This window comes from Streptomyces sp. TAA204, from assembly GCF_000424965.1.
Genome location: NZ_KE384281.1, coordinates 285,231 through 303,284, shown reverse-complemented (window position 1 = coordinate 303,284; position 18,054 = coordinate 285,231). Strand labels below are relative to the sequence as shown.

15 protein-coding genes and 1 riboswitch are annotated in these 18,054 nt (G+C 70.5%); of the genes, 8 read left to right on the top strand and 7 right to left on the bottom strand.

Annotated features, from left to right (window positions below; translation table 11 throughout):
* Positions 1-19: 19 nt before the first annotated feature.
* The 3 genes from H343_RS0125940 to manD all read left to right on the top strand — a co-directional run bounded on the left by H343_RS0125940 (position 20) and on the right by manD (position 3,052).
* A complete protein-coding gene (locus H343_RS0125940; RefSeq protein ID WP_028433506.1) occupies positions 20-787 on the top strand; it encodes an enoyl-CoA hydratase-related protein in 768 nt (255 codons plus the stop codon).
* A 329-nt stretch (positions 788-1,116) separates the two neighbouring features.
* Complete coding sequence (locus H343_RS0125935; RefSeq protein WP_028433505.1) at positions 1,117-1,590, top strand: ATP-binding protein; 474 nt, start codon at positions 1,117-1,119, stop codon at positions 1,588-1,590.
* Positions 1,591-1,810: 220 nt separating this feature from the next.
* A complete protein-coding gene (manD, locus tag H343_RS0125930) occupies positions 1,811-3,052 on the top strand; it encodes a D-mannonate dehydratase ManD (RefSeq protein WP_028433504.1) in 1,242 nt (413 codons plus the stop codon).
* Positions 3,053-3,079: 27 nt separating this feature from the next.
* Here manD and H343_RS0125925 read toward each other — a convergent pair whose 3' ends face one another.
* The 6 genes from H343_RS0125925 to gcvT form a co-directional block, all read right to left on the bottom strand.
* A complete protein-coding gene (locus H343_RS0125925; RefSeq protein WP_078506111.1) occupies positions 3,080-4,405 on the bottom strand; it encodes an ABC transporter substrate-binding protein in 1,326 nt (441 codons plus the stop codon).
* Between the two features lie 569 nt (positions 4,406-4,974).
* A complete protein-coding gene (locus H343_RS0125915) occupies positions 4,975-5,559 on the bottom strand; it encodes a TerD family protein (protein ID WP_028433502.1) in 585 nt (194 codons plus the stop codon).
* A 103-nt stretch (positions 5,560-5,662) separates the two neighbouring features.
* Positions 5,663-7,045 (bottom strand): L-serine ammonia-lyase, encoded by a 1,383-nt coding sequence (locus H343_RS0125910; RefSeq protein WP_028433501.1) that lies wholly within the window; start codon positions 7,043-7,045, stop codon positions 5,663-5,665.
* A gap of 190 nt (positions 7,046-7,235) precedes the next feature.
* A complete protein-coding gene (gene glyA / locus H343_RS0125905) occupies positions 7,236-8,510 on the bottom strand; it encodes a serine hydroxymethyltransferase (RefSeq protein WP_028433500.1) in 1,275 nt (424 codons plus the stop codon).
* Positions 8,511-8,575: 65 nt separating this feature from the next.
* On the bottom strand, positions 8,576-8,956 hold the full coding sequence (gcvH, locus tag H343_RS0125900; RefSeq protein ID WP_028433499.1) for a glycine cleavage system protein GcvH: 381 nt from the start codon (positions 8,954-8,956) through the stop codon (positions 8,576-8,578).
* A gap of 238 nt (positions 8,957-9,194) precedes the next feature.
* On the bottom strand, positions 9,195-10,394 hold the full coding sequence (gene gcvT / locus H343_RS0125895; protein WP_028433498.1) for a glycine cleavage system aminomethyltransferase GcvT: 1,200 nt from the start codon (positions 10,392-10,394) through the stop codon (positions 9,195-9,197).
* Positions 10,395-10,538: 144 nt separating this feature from the next.
* Positions 10,539-10,648: riboswitch (glycine riboswitch) on the bottom strand.
* Between the two features lie 164 nt (positions 10,649-10,812).
* On the opposite strand from gcvT, the gene H343_RS32915 reads away from it, so the two are divergent.
* A complete protein-coding gene (locus H343_RS32915) occupies positions 10,813-11,493 on the top strand; it encodes an AAA family ATPase (RefSeq protein WP_486587051.1) in 681 nt (226 codons plus the stop codon).
* Between the two features lie 159 nt (positions 11,494-11,652).
* Here H343_RS32915 and H343_RS0125885 read toward each other — a convergent pair whose 3' ends face one another.
* Complete coding sequence (locus H343_RS0125885; protein ID WP_028433497.1) at positions 11,653-12,720, bottom strand: hypothetical protein; 1,068 nt, start codon at positions 12,718-12,720, stop codon at positions 11,653-11,655.
* 184 nt (positions 12,721-12,904) lie between these two features.
* Here H343_RS0125885 and H343_RS0125880 point away from each other — a divergent pair, with 184 nt between their 5' ends.
* From H343_RS0125880 to H343_RS0125865, 4 genes are all read left to right on the top strand, one after another.
* Positions 12,905-13,675, top strand: a complete 771-nt coding sequence (locus H343_RS0125880; protein ID WP_028433496.1) for an enhanced serine sensitivity protein SseB — start codon at positions 12,905-12,907, stop codon at positions 13,673-13,675.
* Positions 13,676-13,874: 199 nt separating this feature from the next.
* Positions 13,875-14,660, top strand: coding sequence for an enhanced serine sensitivity protein SseB C-terminal domain-containing protein (locus H343_RS0125875; RefSeq protein WP_028433495.1), 786 nt, complete (start codon positions 13,875-13,877; stop codon positions 14,658-14,660).
* Between the two features lie 459 nt (positions 14,661-15,119).
* Positions 15,120-16,121, top strand: a complete 1,002-nt coding sequence (locus H343_RS0125870; protein WP_028433494.1) for an ABC transporter permease — start codon at positions 15,120-15,122, stop codon at positions 16,119-16,121.
* Between the two features lie 86 nt (positions 16,122-16,207).
* On the top strand, positions 16,208-17,977 hold the full coding sequence (locus H343_RS0125865) for an ABC transporter substrate-binding protein (protein WP_028433493.1): 1,770 nt from the start codon (positions 16,208-16,210) through the stop codon (positions 17,975-17,977).
* Positions 17,978-18,054: the final 77 nt, after the last annotated feature.

Below are 18,054 nucleotides of genomic sequence, written 5' to 3'. Positions count from 1 at the left end.
CGGCCGTTAACCTTCCCCCATGACTGTGAATCTCGAAGTCGCCGAGGGTGTCGGCACACTGCGTCTGGACCGTCCCCCCATGAACGCCCTGGACATGGCCACCCAGGACCGTCTGCAAGAGCTCGCCCAGGAGGCGTCCGTACGCGACGACGTACGCGCCGTCGTGATCTACGGCGGCGAGAAGGTCTTCGCGGCCGGCGCGGACATCAAGGAGATGCAGGCCATGGAGCACGCGGACATGGTCAAGCGGTCCAAGGCGCTGCAGGACTCCTTCACCGCCGTGGCGCGCATCCCCAAGCCCGTCGTGGCAGCCGTCACCGGGTACGCACTGGGCGGCGGCTGCGAGTTGGCGCTGTGCGCCGACATCCGGATCGCGGGTGAGGGGGCGAAGCTGGGGCAGCCGGAGATCCTGCTGGGCCTGATCCCGGGTGCGGGCGGCACGCAGCGCCTCTCCCGTCTGGTGGGCCCGTCCAGGGCGAAGGACCTCATCTTCACCGGACGCCAGGTCAAGGCGCAGGATGCTTTGGAGATGGGCCTGGTGGACCGGGTGGTGCCCGACGCGGAGGTCTACGAGCAGGCCGTGGCGTGGGCCGCGCGGCTGGCGGCGGGACCTGCGATCGCGCTGCGCGCCGCCAAGGAGTCCGTCGACGTGGGTCTGGAGACGGACATCGACTCCGGGCTGGCCGTCGAACGCAACTGGTTCGCCGGGCTGTTCGCCACCGAGGACCGTACGACGGGGATGCGCAGCTTCGTCGAGGAAGGCCCGGGCAAGGCGAGGTTCCGCTGAACGGCGGGGCCGGGGCCCGCGTTTGAGGTTCCCCAGAGGTGGGGTGGCCGGGGGTGGCGCGCGGCCCTTCGCGCGTGCGCTCCACCTTGTGGGGGAATCGCGGGGGAATGGGCAGGGTTCTGGGGACGTCCCGCCCCTCCTGCTCCGTGCCGGCCTCCCGGCCCGGATATCGTGCCTGGTGGCCGGGGGTCCGACCCGGAGCACGCGCTGCTGTGGGCACGTCCGCGCACCCCGGCGGAGGAATCTGTTCCGCCGTTCGGGATCTGATTGAACCGCCCCGCGACGGCCCGGCTCCCGCCATGATGGTTGCCATGGCGGGACAGGGAGAAGTGGCGGGCGTGACCGAGCGGGTGCCAGAAGTCCCGGAAGAGCCGAGAGGCGACAGAATCGGCAGCGGCGTCCTCGACCTCGTCGGTGACCCCACGGTCTCCGAGGTGCGCCTTCCCAACCGCCCCGAGTCGGCCCGGTGCGCGCGCCGGGTGGCCGCCACCGTACTGGAGTCGCACTGGTCGCTGCCCGGCCCGGTCGCGGACGACGCCGTCCTGCTCGTCTCCGAACTCGTCGGCAACGCCGTCCGCCACACCGGTGCCCACGTCTTCGGCCTGCGCATGTCGCGCCGCCGGGGCTGGCTCCGCGTCGAGGTGCGCGACCCCTCCCGCGGCCTGCCGTGTCTCCTGCCGGTGCACGAACTCGACACCAGCGGGCGTGGCCTCTTCCTCGTCGACACCCTCTCCGACCGCTGGGGGGTTGACCTGCTGCCGCACGGCAAGACGACGTGGTTCGAGATGCGGGCCGCCATCTGACGGCCCGTCTCCGGTGCCCCGTCTCCGGTGCCCCGTCTCCCCTGCCCTGCCTACCGTCCCCTGCTTACCGTCCCCTGCCTCCCCTGTCCTGCCTGCCGTGCCCCCGGACCGGGCGCCTTGCGGGCGGAGGGCTGGACAGTCAGGCTGCCGGTGCCTGGCCGGACGACTCCGGTCCGCACGGACCCCGGACCGGCCGCCGAGACGAGAGGACCGGAACCGGATGAAGATCGAATCAGTGGAGACAGTCGTCACCAGCCCGGGGCGCAACTTCGTCACGCTTCGTGTGGTGACCGAGGACGGCATCACCGGTCTGGGCGACGCCACCCTCAACGGCCGGGAGCTGGCAGTCGCCTCCTATCTGCGCGACCATGTCGCGCCGCTGCTGGCAGGGCGGGACGCCCGCAACATCGAGGACACCTGGCAGTACCTCTACCGAGGCGCGTACTGGCGGCGCGGCCCGGTGACCATGGCGGCCGTCGCCGCCGTGGACACCGCGCTGTGGGACATCAAGGCCAAGGCCGCGGGAATGCCGCTGTACCAGCTGCTGGGCGGCGCCAGCCGCCGCGGCGCCCTCGCCTACGGCCACGCCTCGGGACGGGAGATCCCAGAGCTGCTCGACTCCGTCCGCGCCCACCTGGAGGCGGGCTACCGCGCAATCCGCGTGCAGACCGGAGTGCCGGGACTGGACTCCGTCTACGGCGTGGCCGCCTCCCACGCCGGCTCCGGCGAGCGCTACGACTACGAACCGGCCCGCCGCGCCGGCCGTGGCCCTGCCCTGCCCGTCGAGGAGACCTGGGACACCCGGGCCTACCTGCGCCATGTGCCGGGCGTCTTCGAGGCCGTACGCGCGGAGTTCGGGCCCGGTCTGCCGCTGCTGCACGACGGGCACCACCGCATGACGCCCATCGAGGCGGCGAAGCTGGGCAAGTCGCTGGAGCCCTACGACCTGTTCTGGCTGGAGGACGCCACCCCCGGCGAGGACCAGGCCGCGCTGCGCCTGATCCGTCAGCACACCACCACGCCTCTGGCCATCGGCGAGGTCTTCAACTCGGTGCACGACTACACCACTCTGCTCAGCGAGCGGCTGATCGACTACGTGCGCTCGGCGGTCACCCACACCGGCGGCGTCACCGCGATGAAGAAGCTGCTCGACCATGCCGCCGTTTTCGGCATCCGCTCCGGCCTGCACGGGCCCACCGACATCTCCCCGGTCGGCATGGCCGCCGCGCTCCATCTGGACCTGGCCGTGCACAACTTCGGCATCCAGGAGTACATGCGGCACTCTCCGGACACCCTGGAGGTCTTCCGTACCTCCTACACCTTCGAGGAGGGACTGCTGCACCCGTCCGACGTCCCCGGGCTGGGCGTCGAACTCGACGCGGAGGCCGCCGCCCGCTTCCCGTACGAACCCGCCTACCTGCCCGTCAACCGGCTCGCCGACGGGACGGTCCACGACTGGTGAGGCCGCCGCGGGACGAAGGGCCGCACGTCAGCGTTCCCTGTACTTCGCACCGACCTTCTCCGCCTCCCGCTGCCCCTTGCGCAGTGCCGCCGCGACGGACTGCTCCCCCTTCACGGCGGCGCTCAGTTCGGCGGAGACGCTGTCGCCCAGCTGCGTGAACTCCGGGACGCCGACGAACTGGATGCCGACGGTCGGACGGTCCTGCACACCCGGCGACCGGGGGTCGGCGCTGGTGATCGCCTTCTCGGCCTGCCGGTGGAAGGCGCTCGCGGCCTCCTTGTACGCGGCCCTCTCGAACGTCGACTTGCGCTTGCCGGCGGGGACGTTGGCCCAGCCGGACTCCCGGCCGACCAGTTCCTCGTACTCCTTGCTGGAGGCCCAGGAGATGAACTCCCACGCGGAGCGGGAGTTCTGCGACGCCTTCTGCACCCCCCACGCCCAGGTGTAGAGCCAGCCGGAGGACTCGGTCCTCTCCACCGGCGCCTGGGCGTAGCCGATCTTGCCGCCCACCGGGGAATCCTCCGCCTCCAGCGATCCGGCGCCCGCCGTCGCGTCGTACCACATGGCGGACTTGCCGCTCTTCATGGTCTCGAGGCACTGGGAGTAGCCGCTGCCGGCGGGGTCCGGCTGGCCGTGCTCGCGCAGGAGATCGACGTAGAACCCGGCGGCCTCGGTGAATGCCTTCGAGTTGAGCCCGGCGTCCCACTTCTTATCGAACCAGGTGCCGCCGAAGGTGTTCACGACCGTGGTCAGCGGGGCCGTCATCTCGCCCCAGCCGGGCAGCCCCCGCAGGCAGATGCCGCTCATGCCCTCCTCGGCCCCGTCGGCCTTCCCGGCGAGCTCCTCCACCTCCTGCCAGGTGGGCTCGGCGGGCATCTTCAGACCCAGCTTCTCGAAGACGTCCTTGCGGTACATCAGGAAGGAGGACTCGCCGTAGAAGGGCTCGGCGTAGACCTTGCCGTCGGCGCCGCTGAGGGAGAGCTGGAGCGGCAGCAGGATGTCGCTCTGGTCGAAGGCGCGGTCCTTGCTGATGTGGGCGTCCAGCGGCTTGAGCCAGCCGCGTGCGGCGTAGGTGCGTGTCTCGTAGTTGCTGATCGTGGCGACGTCGTACTGGCCGGACTGTTCGGAGAAGTCTCTGTGGATCGTCCGGCGCACCTCGTTCTCGGGCAGTGTGGTGAAGTCGACCTCGATCCCGGTCTTCTTCGTGAAGTGTTCGGCCGTGAGCTTCTTCAGCTCCAGCATCTGCGGGTTGTCCACCATCACCACCCTGATGGACTTGTCGTCGGCCGGGCGCTCCTCGCTGGAACTGCACGCCGTGAGCAGTCCCGTGGCGACGAGACCCGCCGCTGTCATCCGTGCTGTTCTTCCCCTGGATACGGACTTGAACGTGGGCATGTGCACAGCGCTCTCCTCGTCGTGGGCCCTTGCGCGGTCCCTGCTCGGGTGTCCGACCGCCCGGGGGTTCCAGGACACCGGGATGCAGTGATGCGGAAGCGTGCGGAGAGTTCTACATGCCCGTGAGGGCTGTCAATCGGCCCGAATGGGCTTCGTCTGTGACTGGGTGTGCCCGTTTCCGGGCGGGCCGTCGCGGCGCTGAACAGCGATGACGCTCCATCACGGATTCACCGTGTGCCCGTTCTGCCTTCTGGAGCTGCCCGTTCCGGTACCGATGCCGAGAGAAAACGGGAGTGACGGGCGAGGGGCGCGGGCCAGAAATCGACGGATCTGGCCGAAACCTGAGGCCCGGTGGCCGGTTCGCGGGGGTACGGGCCGACGGCGCCGGTGTGCGCGTGATGCGGTGAGCCCGGCCGGCCCCTGTGTCCCCGGGCCCACAGCCGGGGGCTCCACCGCGCGGGCCGCGAGCTGTGCCGCCGCTGCGGCGGCGGCCCGGAAACCGAGCGGGTTCCCGGGCCCTGCCGCTGCTACTTGCTGGTGGCGAAGCGCATGAGGGAAAGCTCGTCCCCCTGCTTGACCTTCCCCGTCTCATTGATCACTTCGAGCTGCCAGCTGTCGCCGACACGGATGGCCTTGGCCACTGCGCAGCCGTTGTCCGCCGTCAGCAGGCTCGGCCAGATGTCGGCGACCTGCTGAGAGCTGCCTCCGGTGGAGTCGTACACCTTGAAGCTGATGTTCCGCGCCTGCTGGAAGGAGCTCCCCTTCTTGTAGGCGGCCGCGACGAAGACGACGGCGGTGATGTGGGACGGGATCTGTGCGAAGTCGACCTTCACCGTTTCGTCGTCGCCGTCCCCGTGCCCGGTCTGGTTGTCGCCGCTGTGCACCAGGGAGCCGTTGCCCATCGGGTCGAGGGAGTCGAGGCCCGCGAGGCGCACCGGGTCCGCGCCGTGCATCGCGACGGCGATCAGGTCGAGGTCGGTGCCCTTCTTGCGGCGGAGCTTGCCCATCACCCCACCGCTGCTCCCGGCGGTCGGGTCCCACGACACCCCGATGGACATGTGGGTCACTCCGGCCAGATCCGCCGGGCCGTCTTCCTTCGTGAGCGTGATCATGTGTGGAACCCCCTCTTGATGACTGAACTGCGACGCACCAAGTGTGCCTGGCCCCTCCGGCGTTCCGCGCACCTGGTACGGGCCGGGATCGCAGGCGGTCCGCTCAGCACTCGATGACGTTGACCGCGAGGCCGCCGCGCGCCGTCTCCTTGTACTTGACCTTCATGTCGGCGCCGGTGTCCTTCATCGTCTTGATCGCCTTGTCGAGTGAGACGTGGTGGCGCCCGTCGCCGCGCAGGGACATCCGCGCCGCGGTGACGGCCTTCACGGCGGCCATGCCGTTGCGTTCGATGCAGGGGATCTGGACGAGCCCGCCGATGGGGTCGCAGGTCAGGCCCAGGTTGTGCTCCATGCCGATCTCCGCTGCGTTCTCCACCTTCTCCGGGCCGCCGCCGAGGACCTCCGCCAGGCCGCCCGCCGCCATGGAGCAGGCGGAACCGACCTCGCCCTGGCAGCCGACCTCGGCGCCGGAGATGGAGGCGTTCTCCTTGAAGAGCAGGCCGATGGCGCCGGCGGCCAGCAGGAAGCGCACGACGCCGTCCTCGTCGGCGCCCGGCACGAACTCCGTGTAGTGGTGCAGGACGGCGGGGATGATGCCCGCTGCTCCGTTGGTGGGTGCGGTCACGACCCGGCCGCCCGCCGCGTTCTCCTCGTTGACCGCCATCGCGTGGAGGGTCAGCCACTCCATCGCGTGCGCCTCCCGGCTGCCCTCGGCGCGCAGTTGACGCGCCGCGGTGGCCGCCCGCCGGCGCACCTTCAGCCCGCCCGGCAGGATGCCCTCCTGCGTCAGACCGCGCGCCACGCACTGACGCATCACGTCCCAGATCTCCAGCAGCCCGGCCCGGATCTCCTGCTCCGACCGCCACGCCTTCTCGTTCTGCAGCATCAGCGCGGAGACGGACAGGCCGGTCTCGCGGGTCATGCGCAGCAGTTCGTCGCCGGTGCGGAAGGGGTACGTCAGCGCTGTGTCGTCGAGCTTGATGCGGCCGGAGCCGGCGGCGTCCTCGTCGACGACGAAGCCGCCGCCCACCGAGTAGTAGGTCTTCTCCAGCAGCGGTGCGCCCGAGGCGTCATGGGCGAAGAGGGTCATGCCGTTGGCGTGGTACGGCAGGGAGCGCCGCCGGTGCAGGACCATCCCGGTCGCCTCGTCGAAGGGGATCTCGTGGGCGTCCCCTATCTCCGTGGCCAGCAGCCGCAGCACCTTCGACGAGCGGATGGCGGCGACGCGGTCGTCGGCCGTCTCCGGGTCGACGGTGCGCGGCGACTCGCCCTCCAGCCCGAGCAGGACGGCCTTGGCGCTGCCGTGTCCGTGCCCCGTCGCCCCGAGCGAGCCGAACAGCTCCGCACGGACGGACGCGGTGTGCGCCAGCACGCCCTCGTTCTTGAGCCGGCCGGCGAACATGCGGGCGGCCCGCATCGGGCCGACCGTGTGCGAACTGGACGGGCCGATGCCGATCGAGAAGAGGTCGAAGACGGAGATCGCCATGGCGGCGGCCTCCTTTCCGTGTCCGTGCTCTGGTTGTGGCAGTGCCTGCGTGCCGGTGTGGTCTTCCCTGCGGTGCAGAACGGGTCCCGCGGCACCGGGGTGCCCGCGGTGCGGCCGTCCCGGTGCCCGAGGAGGCCCCGGAGTGTCCGGGCGAGGTGCCCGGGCGGGGCCTCCTCAGGTCATGCGCCGGTTACTTGCCCAGCCCCGGGTAGAGCGGGTGCTTCTCCGCGAGGGCGGTGACGCGTGCGCTCAGCGACTTCGCCTTGTCCTCGTCGAAGGCGGGCAGCAGAGCATCGGCGATGATGTCGGCGACCTCCCGGAAATCCTCCTCCTGGAAGCCGCGGGTCGCCAGCGCGGGCGTGCCGATGCGCAGCCCGGAGGTGACCATCGGCGGCCGCGGGTCGTTCGGCACGGCGTTGCGGTTGACCGTGATGCCGACCTCGTGCAGCCGGTCCTCGGCCTGCTGGCCGTCGAGTTCGCTGTTGCGCAGGTCGACCAGGACGAGGTGGACGTCCGTACCGCCCGAGAGCACCGAGACGCCAGCGTCCACGGCGTCCTGCCGCAGCAGCCGCTCGGCCAGCAGCCTGGCTCCGTCCAGGGTGCGCTGCTGGCGCGCCTTGAACTCCTGGGATGCCGCGATCTTGAACGAGACCGCCTTCGCCGCGATGACGTGCTCCAGCGGGCCTCCCTGCTGACCGGGGAAGACCGCCGAGTTGATCTTCTTCGCGAACTCCTGCTTGGAGAGGATCACACCACCGCGCGGCCCGCCGAGCGTCTTGTGGGTGGTGGTGGTGACCACGTCCGCGTACGGCACGGGGGAGGGGTGCAGCCCCGCCGCGACCAGGCCGGCGAAGTGGGCCATGTCGACCATGAGGTAGGCGCCGACCTCGTCCGCGATGCGGCGGAAGGCGGCGAAGTCGAGCTGCCGCGGGTAGGCGGACCATCCGGCGACGATCATCTGCGGCCGGTGCTCACGCGCCAGCCGCCCGACCTCGTCCATGTCGACCTGGCTGGTCTCCTCGTCGACGTGGTACGCCACGACGTTGTAGAGCTTGCCGGAGAAGTTGATCTTCATGCCGTGCGTCAGGTGCCCGCCGTGGGCCAGGTCCAGGCCCATGATGGTGTCGCCCGGCTTGAGCAGTGCGAACATCGCGGCGGCGTTGGCGGAGGCACCCGAATGGGGCTGCACGTTCGCGGCCTCGGCGCCGAAGAGCTCCTTGATGCGCTCGCGCGCGATGTTCTCGATGACGTCGACGTGTTCGCAGCCGCCGTAGTAGCGGCGCCCCGGGTAGCCCTCGGCGTACTTGTTGGTGAGGACCGAGCCCTGCGCCTCCAGCGAGGCGACGGGAGCGAAGTTCTCCGACGCGATCATCTCGAGGGTGGACTGCTGGCGGTGGAGTTCGGCGTCGACGGCGGCGGCGACGTCCGGGTCCACCTCGTGGAGAGAGCTGTTCAGAAGCGACATGAAACCATCCCTGGTGGCGAGTCCGGGCGGACGGATCGGGGCGTTCCGGAGCGTGGCGCGGGCGCTCAGCTGCCGGAGGTGAACGAGTCGTACTCGGCGGCGGAGAGCAGGTCGTCGGGCTCGTCGGAGATCCGCACCCTGAACAGCCAGCCACCCTCGAACGGGGCGGAGTTGACCAGTGCCGGGTCGTCCACGACGTCCTGGTTGATCTCGGTGATCTCGCCGGAGACCGGTGCGTACAGGTCGCTCACGGACTTGGTCGACTCCAGCTCACCGCAGGGCTCGCCCGCGGTGACCGAGTCGCCCTCCGCGGGCAGCTGTACGAAGACGACGTCGCCGAGCGCGTCGGCGGCGTGTGCCGTGATGCCGACAGTCGAGACGCCGTCGTCGGCGTCCGACAGCCACTCGTGCTCCTTGCTGTAGCGCAGCTGCTGGGGGTTGCTCATGGTGCGATTCTCCTGGATGTGAGGGGGACGGAGGAAAACGGTCTTGGCCAGTGGGACACGTGCGGCGGGTGCCTGCTGCCCGCCGGTGCCTCACGGTGCCCGGAAGGACGCCGCGGGCACCCGGGCCACGGAAGATCCTTCCCAGCGGGGCCGTGGGAGACGACAGGACGGGTCCGGCGGAACCGGGAGAGTGAGGGCACGTTCACGGCCATGGCGTGCGCCCGGACGCTGCCCTCTCTCAGCGCTGCCGCTTGTAGAAGGGGAGCGCCACGACCTCGTACGGCTCGTGCGTGCCGCGGATGTCGACGGCGACGCCCTCGGTGCCCGGTTCGGCGTGCTCCTGGTCCACGTACGCGATGGCGACGGGCCTGCCGAGGGTGGGCGAGGGAGCTCCGGAGGTGACCTCGCCGATCACCGATCCGCCGGAGGAGACCACGGTGTAGCCCGCCCGCGGCACCCGGCGTCCCTGTGCGATCAGCCCGACGAGCTTGCGCCGCGGCGCCTGACCGGCACCGGCCCCGGGCTGCGACCCCGCTGGTGCCGGAGGGCCGCCCGCTGCGGCCTCCAGGGCCTCGCGGCCGACGAAATCTCCCCCGTTCGTGGTCTTCTCGAACTTCACGATCCGGCCCATGCCCGCGTCGAACGGCGTGATCCGCGTGCTCAGTTCGTGCCCGTACAGCGGCATGCCCGCCTCCAGGCGCAGCGTGTCCCGGCAGCTCAGACCGCACGGCACGAGCCCGGCGGCCGACCCGGCCTCGGTGAGCGCTTCCCACACGGCGACGGCGTCCCCGGGGGAGACGAACAGCTCGAAGCCGTCCTCGCCGGTGTACCCCGTACGGGCGATGAGCGCGTCGCGCCCGGCGACAGTGCCCGGCAGCCCCGCGTAGTACTTCAGCCCGTCCAGGTCCGCGTCCGTGAGGCCCTTGAGGATGCCGGCGGCCTCCGGACCCTGGACCGCGATCAGCGCGTACGCGTCCCGGTCGTCGCGCACGGCCGCCTCGAAGCCCTCGCTGCGCCCGCGCAGCGCGTCGAGCACGACCTGGGTGTTGGCGGCGTTGGCGACGACCATGTAGGTCTGCTCGCCGGTGCGGTAGACGATCAGGTCGTCGAGGATGCCGCCGGAGGTGTCGCAGACCATGGTGTAGCGGGCGCGGCCCACGGCGAGGGCCGAGAGGTTGCCCACCAGCGAGTAGTCGAGGAGTTCGCCCGCCTGCGGCCCGTCGACGGTGATCTCGCCCATGTGGGACAGGTCGAAGAGGCCGGCGCGGGTGCGTACGGCGATGTGCTCGTCGCGCTCACTGCCGTAGCGGAGCGGCATGTCCCAGCCGGCGAAGTCCGTCATCGTCGCGCCGAGGGCGCGGTGGGTGGCGTCGAGCGCGGTGGTGCGCGGAACGCCGCCGGAGGCGGTGCCGCCGCCGGTCTCGCTGGTGTCGCTCATGTCAGGCTCCCATGGCTCGGTGACGCGGATGTCCTCCCCATCTGTCATCGGAACCTGAGAGGTTCGCCACGAGCCCTTGAGTACGGCCGGTGGCTTGCACCGTGGGTGGAGCCGCCCGTGGGCGGCCCGCTTTTCAGATCTGCCTCATCCTGCGCGGTATCGGTGCCTGAGAGATTCAAGGGAGGACTTGCTCCTTCGGCGCCCCGGTCGGCCGCGCCACTGCGCGCGACCGGGAACTCTCCCGCGTGGATTCGAACGGCCTGTATGCAATTGGCCCGCACATCATGGCACGGCACGGCATGGGCGTCGACGGGGCGTGCAGCGGGAGGGCAGCGGCCGCCTTGATGCGCATTACCGTTTCTTGACACTCTCGGAGTTGAGCCGCCGAGGGCGGCCCTATTCGGGGAGGGGCGATCAGGTGGACAGCCTGCGCAGTGCGTACGCGACGGTGACGGGGTCGCGGTACGGTCAGCCCGGTTCGGACGGACATCGGCCGCTCTCCGCGGTGGCGATGCGGGGAGAAGTCGCCCCCGAGGATCTGCGCGGCACGTCGGAGAGAAGGACACTGCGATTCCCCGCGGGCGACAGGGTCGTGGTCTCGGGGCTTCCCGGCAGCGGGAAGTCGACGCTGATTCGCCGCGTCGTCGCACTGCAGGACACCGTGCGCCGCATCGACTCCCAGGACGTACGGGAGCGGGGGGAGGCGCTGGTGCCGCGCTGGCTTCCCTACGGCGTCTACCGCCCCCTGGTGCGTCTCGCGCACTACGCGCTGCTGCGCGGCGCGCTCGCCTCCGGGGTGAGCGTCGTCGTGCACGACTGCGGCAGCCAGACCTGGGTGCGCAACTGGCTTGCCAGGGACGCCCGCCGGCGCGGACGCGCCCTCCACCTCCTCCTGCTGGACGTTCCGCCCGAGACGGCGCTGCGCGGCCAGGCGGAGCGCGGCCGGCAGGTCTCGGACTACGCGTTCATGCGGCACCGCAGGGCGGTGCGGCGTCTCGTCGCGGCCGCGGAGGCCGGGCGGGTGCCGCGCGGCTGTGCCTCCGTGGTGCTGCTGGACCGGGGCGCTGCCGTGGCGCTGCGCGGAGTGGCCTTCGAATAGGCGGCGCGAGGGGGCTCTTGGGTGCTGCACGGCGGAGGGCCTCGCCTGTGCGGTGCGCCGCGGCGAACGGAGAAGCCCCGCACGCACCGCACGCGCACCCGGCCGTCCCCCCGTGGACGCGGGCGGACGGCCGGGTGCGCAACGCGCGGGCAAGTGCGCTCAGCGCAGCATGGGCGAGAGCAGCGTCCCCGCCCAGACACGCTCGATCTCCCCGGTGCCGGCCTCCTTCTCCTCGGCGGGCGCCACCGCCAGCAGGTTCACGGTGGCCTTCACCAGACGGCCGGCCTCGGTGCCGGTCTTGTCCGTGTCGCCCTCGCGGGACGCCTTCAGCAGTGCGTCGGCGCGGGCCTCCAGACCGTCGACGGTCTCGGCGTCGAGCTCCGCCGCGTCGCGTGCGTCCGCCCTGCTGGAGGAGGTGCCGGCCGCCTTCTCGCCGGCGCGCTCCGCCTGCCGGCGCAGTGAGTTCATCGCCTCGGCCAGCTCCTTGGAGTGCTCGTCGGCGTCCTCACGGGAGAGCCGCCCGCGGGGTGCGTCGAGGACGCCCTCGATGAGGTCGCCGACGGCCTCGATGGCGTCCTTGTGCCGCCGGAGGTCGCCGGAGGAGAGGGTGGCGCGGTCGATGAGGGTGCTGGTGATCGCGCCCTTCGGGGAGCGGGGGGAGTCCGCCGCCGGCAGGGTGCGGGCAGGTCCGGCGCGGAGGCCGAGCTCCTCCAGGGCGGCCTCGTTGACCTCGGCGAGGCGGTCGGCCATGGCTTCGGCCGCCTCGGTCGCGTCGCTGTCGGGGAGGTTGTGGTGCTGAGTGACGGTGACCACGCGGCTCGCCGACTGCCGGTAGCCGTCCGCGGCGTCGCCGACGTTCACGATCCTGCTGCTCTGCCGGACGGTTCCGTCCTTCGCCGGCAGTGTCCTCGCGGTGCGGGCCCGCTCGACGGACTCCAGGACACGGCGGACCTGCCGGTCCACACGCTCCTTCACCTCACGCCGCAGCTGCGGGCCGGCGTCCTCGTCGCGGGTGACGCGGTCCAGGGTGCCGGTGAGTTCGGCGAGACGGCCCAGATCCCGGACTGTGCGGATCTTCTGAACGGCTGTCTTCGTGTCGTCGGGGGCCGCGGCGGTGACGGTCGGGGTGTGGTGGGTGCCGGCCGCGGCCGCACCGGCGAGGCCGGCTACGAGGGAACCGGAGAGAGCGACGGTGAGCGCGGCGGTGGCCGCCTTCGTGGCGTGCATGGAGCAGCTCCTCCAACAAGAGGTCAATGCTGGTCAAAAGGGACTCTGTCCACAATTCGGAGGCGTATGGCGCAACGCAACCGGAGAGTGGCCATCCGTGCCGGACTGCCGCCATCCGGGGCGCCGCCCCCGCTTCCCCGCTCCGCTGCGAGAGCCGCGCGGCTGCTCGTCTAGGGTTGCCGCCATGACCATTCCGCAGCAGTACGGACCCGGCCACGGTGGAGGCTGGTCGGGGAACGAGCTGGAGGAAACCCTCGCGGCCTCCCTCGGTGTGCCCCATGCGGGCGCTCGGCTGCTGGAGGTGCTCGGGCGCAGCAGCGTATGGGTTCCGCTCCCGGAGGGCGGCGGGCCTGCCAGCCCGAATCTCGACCTCCCGACGGTGGAGCTGAACGGCGCGCCCTTCGTGCCGGTCTTCAGCTCGGAGGCGGAGTTCCTGCACGTCGTCGGCAGCCACATGTCCTTCACCGTCGCGCCGGCCCGGGAGTTCGCCCGCGGGCTGCCGCCCCAGGTGGGCATCGCCGTGAACCCGGAGGGCACGGTCGGCGTGCCCCTGCCGCCGGAGGCCGTCGCCGAGCTGTGTGCGAACACCACCGGGGAACAGGCCGCCTGGGGTGTGGCGCGAGGTGCGCGGGTGCGGCTGTTCGAGCCCGACTGGCAGGACGAGCCCGCGGACTTCCTCGGCGCCGCGGCAGGCGAGTTCTCGACGCTGCCGCAGGTCCGGACGGCCCGGCGCGCCCTCGCCAGCACCGAGGGCGAGGACCCCGCGCTGTTCATCGGCGTCGAACTGGACGAGCTGGACCCGGAGATCCGCCAGGCCGCCCACGACGCCCTCGGACGTGCGCTGGGCCGCGTGCCGGTGAAATGGCTCGTGCAGCTGGTGCTCCTGGACGCGGCGCAGGACCCGGTCGTGGACTGGATGCGCCAGTGCGTGCGTCCCTTCTACACCCGCCCCTGAAGCACTTCCTCGGCCGTGAGGTCTAGCGCTGTGGTACGACGCCCGATGTCGGCCGCTGCTCTTAAGCTGGTTTGATGACGGGGACAACGGGGAGGGCCGCGTTCGCGTGCCCGGAGCGGATCATCGAGCGGAGCCGCGTCTCATCCGGCCGTGCGGGCACGGTGCGCGGGCGGGGCGGCTACGGAGAGAGGGCGGCCACGTGAGCGCGGGTGCAGGCGTCGAGCAGCTGCTGGGGCAGGTGTCGCCGGGGAGGTACGACACCTATGAGGTGCTGCTCGACGCGCTCGCCGAGAGCCAGGTGTGGATGCTCCTCTGGAACGGCCAGGCGGGCGCTCCCGACGCCCAGTACGGGAACATGGAGGTGGCGGGGTTCGGATACGCGCCCTGCGTGACCTCCGCGGGTGAACTCGCCGCCTCCGGCTGGGACCGGGCGCACGAGGTCGTCCCCGCCCGTGAGATCGCCGCGGGCCTGTTCCCCGAGCGGTGGGGGATCTGGCTCAACCCGCACGCCGCGGGCGGCGGCGTCGGCATCCCGTGGCTGGACCTGCGCCGCATCGCGCTCGGCCTGGACCAGTCCCCGGCGGGTCCGCTGCGGATCACCGAACCCGGCCTGGACATCGCGCAGTTCTACGCACTGCTGAGCCACAATGCGCACCGCACGCCGTCCGTGCGCTCACTGCGCCGGTGCTGGGTGCAGCCCGCGCTGGGCGCGGCGTATCTGGCGATCGGTCTGGATCTGTACGACACCGGGCGGGAGTCGGTGGAGTCGGCGCAGCGGATGATGCGGGATTCGGCGGTGGCTGTGCCGGAGGGCCTGCCGGTCTCCAGCGTGGCGATGTCGGACGACTACGACCCGGTCGCGATGTGGCTGCGCCGCAACTCCCGTCCGTTCTTCGACCGTGACGTCCCCAGTGCCGAAGTGGCCTCGCACGCCGCCCCCAACGCCGTGCCCGGGCACGGCTACGGGTATCCGCGGCCGTACTGAGCCGCGTAGCGGGCCGAGCCAGGCGGTGTCCGGACCGCCCTGGAACCGGGGCCTGTTCGGAGCCACGGCCGGGTTCCGGCCGGCGACCCGGCGGGGCGCGCGCCCGGTCCGTTCGTGCAGTCGTGCGCGCCGTCGGCGACTCGTCTGCCAGGTGGGGCGCCGGGGACGTGCGTGGCGGCTGCCCACGACAGCGCCGGCAGCGAGAACCGCAGGTCGGCGGCCCTTTCGGGTGGCGGTCGCAGCTCCGATAGTCGTCAGGTTCCGTTCGTATAACGGAACCTGACGCGTCACATCACAGTTAGGCATCCTTTCCCCAGGGGGACTGGCGGGTGATCGCGGGGCCGATGAAGACTCCCGACCGTTGAGGCCATTGGCCTTCGTCAAAAGCACTGCATGCCAACTGGCCGCTACAGCGGCGGGCGTGGCTGGTCACCGCCGGCCGAGAGAGGTTCCCCCACGATGACGGCACCACTGCACGACACGTCCGCGGAAACCGCGCCCGTCGATCCTGCTCTCGGTGGCGACTCCGCCGGCAAGGCGATCGAAGGACGGTCTCTCGGACGGATCGCGTGGAGCCGTCTCAAGCGGGACAGGCTGGCGCTGGCCGGCGGCATCGTCGTACTGGTGCTCATCGCGGTCGCGGTCTTCGCGCCGGTCATCGTCGCCCTGCTGGGGCATCCGCCCGGCGAGCACCACGAGGACAAGATCGACCCGCTCTTCCAGACCCCCCTCGGGTCAATGGGCGGCATCAGCGGCGAACACCTGCTGGGCGTCGAGCCCGTCAACGGCCGGGACATCTTCAGCCGGATCATCTACGGTGCCCGCGTCTCGCTGCTCGTCGGTTTCCTCTCCGCGATGGTCGCCGTGGTCGTCGGCACCGTACTGGGCGCTCTCGCCGGTTACTTCGGCGGCTGGCTGGACGCGGCCATCAGCCGCGTGATGGACATGCTGCTGGCCTTCCCGCAGTTGCTGTTCATCATCTCCCTGATCTCCGTGGTCCCCAACCAGATGTTCGGGCTCACGGGTACGGGCGTCCGGCTGACCGTGATGATCCTCGTCATCGGCTTCTTCGGCTGGCCCTACATCGGCCGGATCGTGCGCGGGCAGACGCTCTCCCTGCGCGAGCGGGAGTACGTGGAGGCGGCGCGCAGCCTCGGCGCCGGGCGGCGCTACATCCTCTTCAAGGAGCTGCTGCCGAACCTGATCGCACCGATCACCGTCTACACCACGCTGATGATCCCCACCAACATCCTCACCGAGGCCGCGCTCAGCTTCCTCGGTGTGGGAGTCAAGCCGCCGACTGCTTCCTGGGGGCAGATGCTCTCGCAAGCGGTGCGCTACTACGAGGCGGACCCGATGTTCATGGTGGTGCCCGGCGTGGCCATCTTCATCACCGTTCTCTCCTTCAACCTCTTCGGCGACGGCGTGCGCGACGCGCTCGACCCCAAGGGGACACGTTGACCCCCCACCTCCAGGGCCGCTCCGGCCCTGGCCCCCGGGCCCGGCGCATCCGTGCGGGCCGTGACCTACACGGAGGATTCGAGATCGTGACAATCCAACGCACAACGATGCGCAGAACGGCCGCGTCGGCCGTCGCGATCGCGGCGCTGCTGGCCACGGCGGCCTGCGGTGGCGGCAGCAGCGACGGGAACGGCGGCGGCGAAGCCGCCGGATTCAACGCGGCCAGGGGCAAGATGGCCAACGAGTCAGACAAGAAGGGCGGCACGCTGAAGTTCATCGGGACACAGGACGCCGACTCCTGGGACCCGACGCGCGGCTACTACGGCTTCGCCTGGGACTTCATGCGGTACTACACGCGTCAACTCGTCACGAACAAGCCCTCCCCGGGCAAGGACAGCCTGGAGCTGGTCCCGGACCTGGCCAAGTCCACCGCGAAGATCTCCGACGACGGCAAGACCTACACCTACGAGCTGCGCGAGGACGCCACCTGGGAGGACGGCAAGCCCGTCACCTCCAAGGACATCAAGTACGGCATCGAGCGGCAGTGGGCACAGGACGTGCTCTCCGGCGGTCCCGTCTACGTCAAGGACACGCTCGACCCGGACGGCAAGTACAAGGGCCCCTACAAGGACGAGTCCGAGGACAAGCTCGGCCTGGAGGCCATCGAGACGCCGAGCGACACCGAGATCGTCTTCAAGCTGCCCAAGCGCAACGGTGACTTCGAGCAGATGCTCGCCATGCCGTCGTCCTCGCCGGTGCGCCAGGACAAGGACACCAAGTCCAAGTACGGCCTGAAGCCCTTCTCCAACGGCCCGTACAAGTTCGAGTCGTACACGCCGAACAAGAAGCTCTCGCTCGTCCGCAACCCCGAGTGGAAGAAGTCCTCGGACAACATCCGCAAGGCCCTTCCGGACAAGATCACGGTCAGCCTGCTGACGAACGCCGACGAGATGGACAAGCGTCTCATCAACGGCGACTACGACCTGGACATCAACGCCACCGGTCTGGAGGCGGCGGGCCGTCAGACGGCGCTGAAGGAGCACAAGGGCAACGTCGACAACCCGGCCACCGGGTTCATCCGCTACGCCGTCTTCCCGCAGACGGTGAAGCCGCTGGACAACATCCACTGCCGCAAGGCCCTGATCTACGGCTCCGACCACAAGTCGATCCAGAACGCCCGTGGCGGCCCGCTGGCCGGCGGTGACATCGGCACCAACATGCTGCCGTCCTCCGTGCCGGGCTCGGACCCGAAGTACGACCCGTACGGCATAGCCAAGAACGACGGCGCCGCCGACGTGGCCAAGGCCAAGGCCGAGCTGAAGAAGTGCGGCAAGCCGAACGGCTTCAAGACCACCATCGCCGTCCGCAACAACAAGCAGGTCGAGGTGGCCTCCGCCGAGGCCATGCAGGCGTCGCTGAAGAAGATCGGCGTCACCGCCGAGGTCGACGAGTACGACGGCGCGCAGACCGCCGGCATCATCGGCAACCCCAAGGTCGTCGAGAAGAAGAACTACGGGATCATCATCATGGGCTGGGGCGCGGACTTCCCGACCGGCCAGGGCTTCGGCATGCCGCTGTGGCACAGCAAGTACATCCTCGACAACGGCAACAACAATTTCGCCATGATCGACGACCCCAAGATCGACAAGATGTTCACCGACGCGATCGCCGAACTCGACGTCGACAAGGCGGCCGAGAAGTACGCGGAGATCAACGCCGAGGTCATGAAGGGCGCGTACTACCTGCCCTTCACCTTCGAGAAGAACATCATCTGGCGCTCCAGCAGGCTGACGAACGTCTACACGGCCGACTCGTACAACGGCCGTTACGACTATGCCTCGCTGGGTGTCAAGTGACCGTCCGACCGCTCCGCCGGCGCACCCGCCGCTAGGCACGAAGGGCAGGTGAGGGCCGCAGTGGTGGCCCGGTGAAC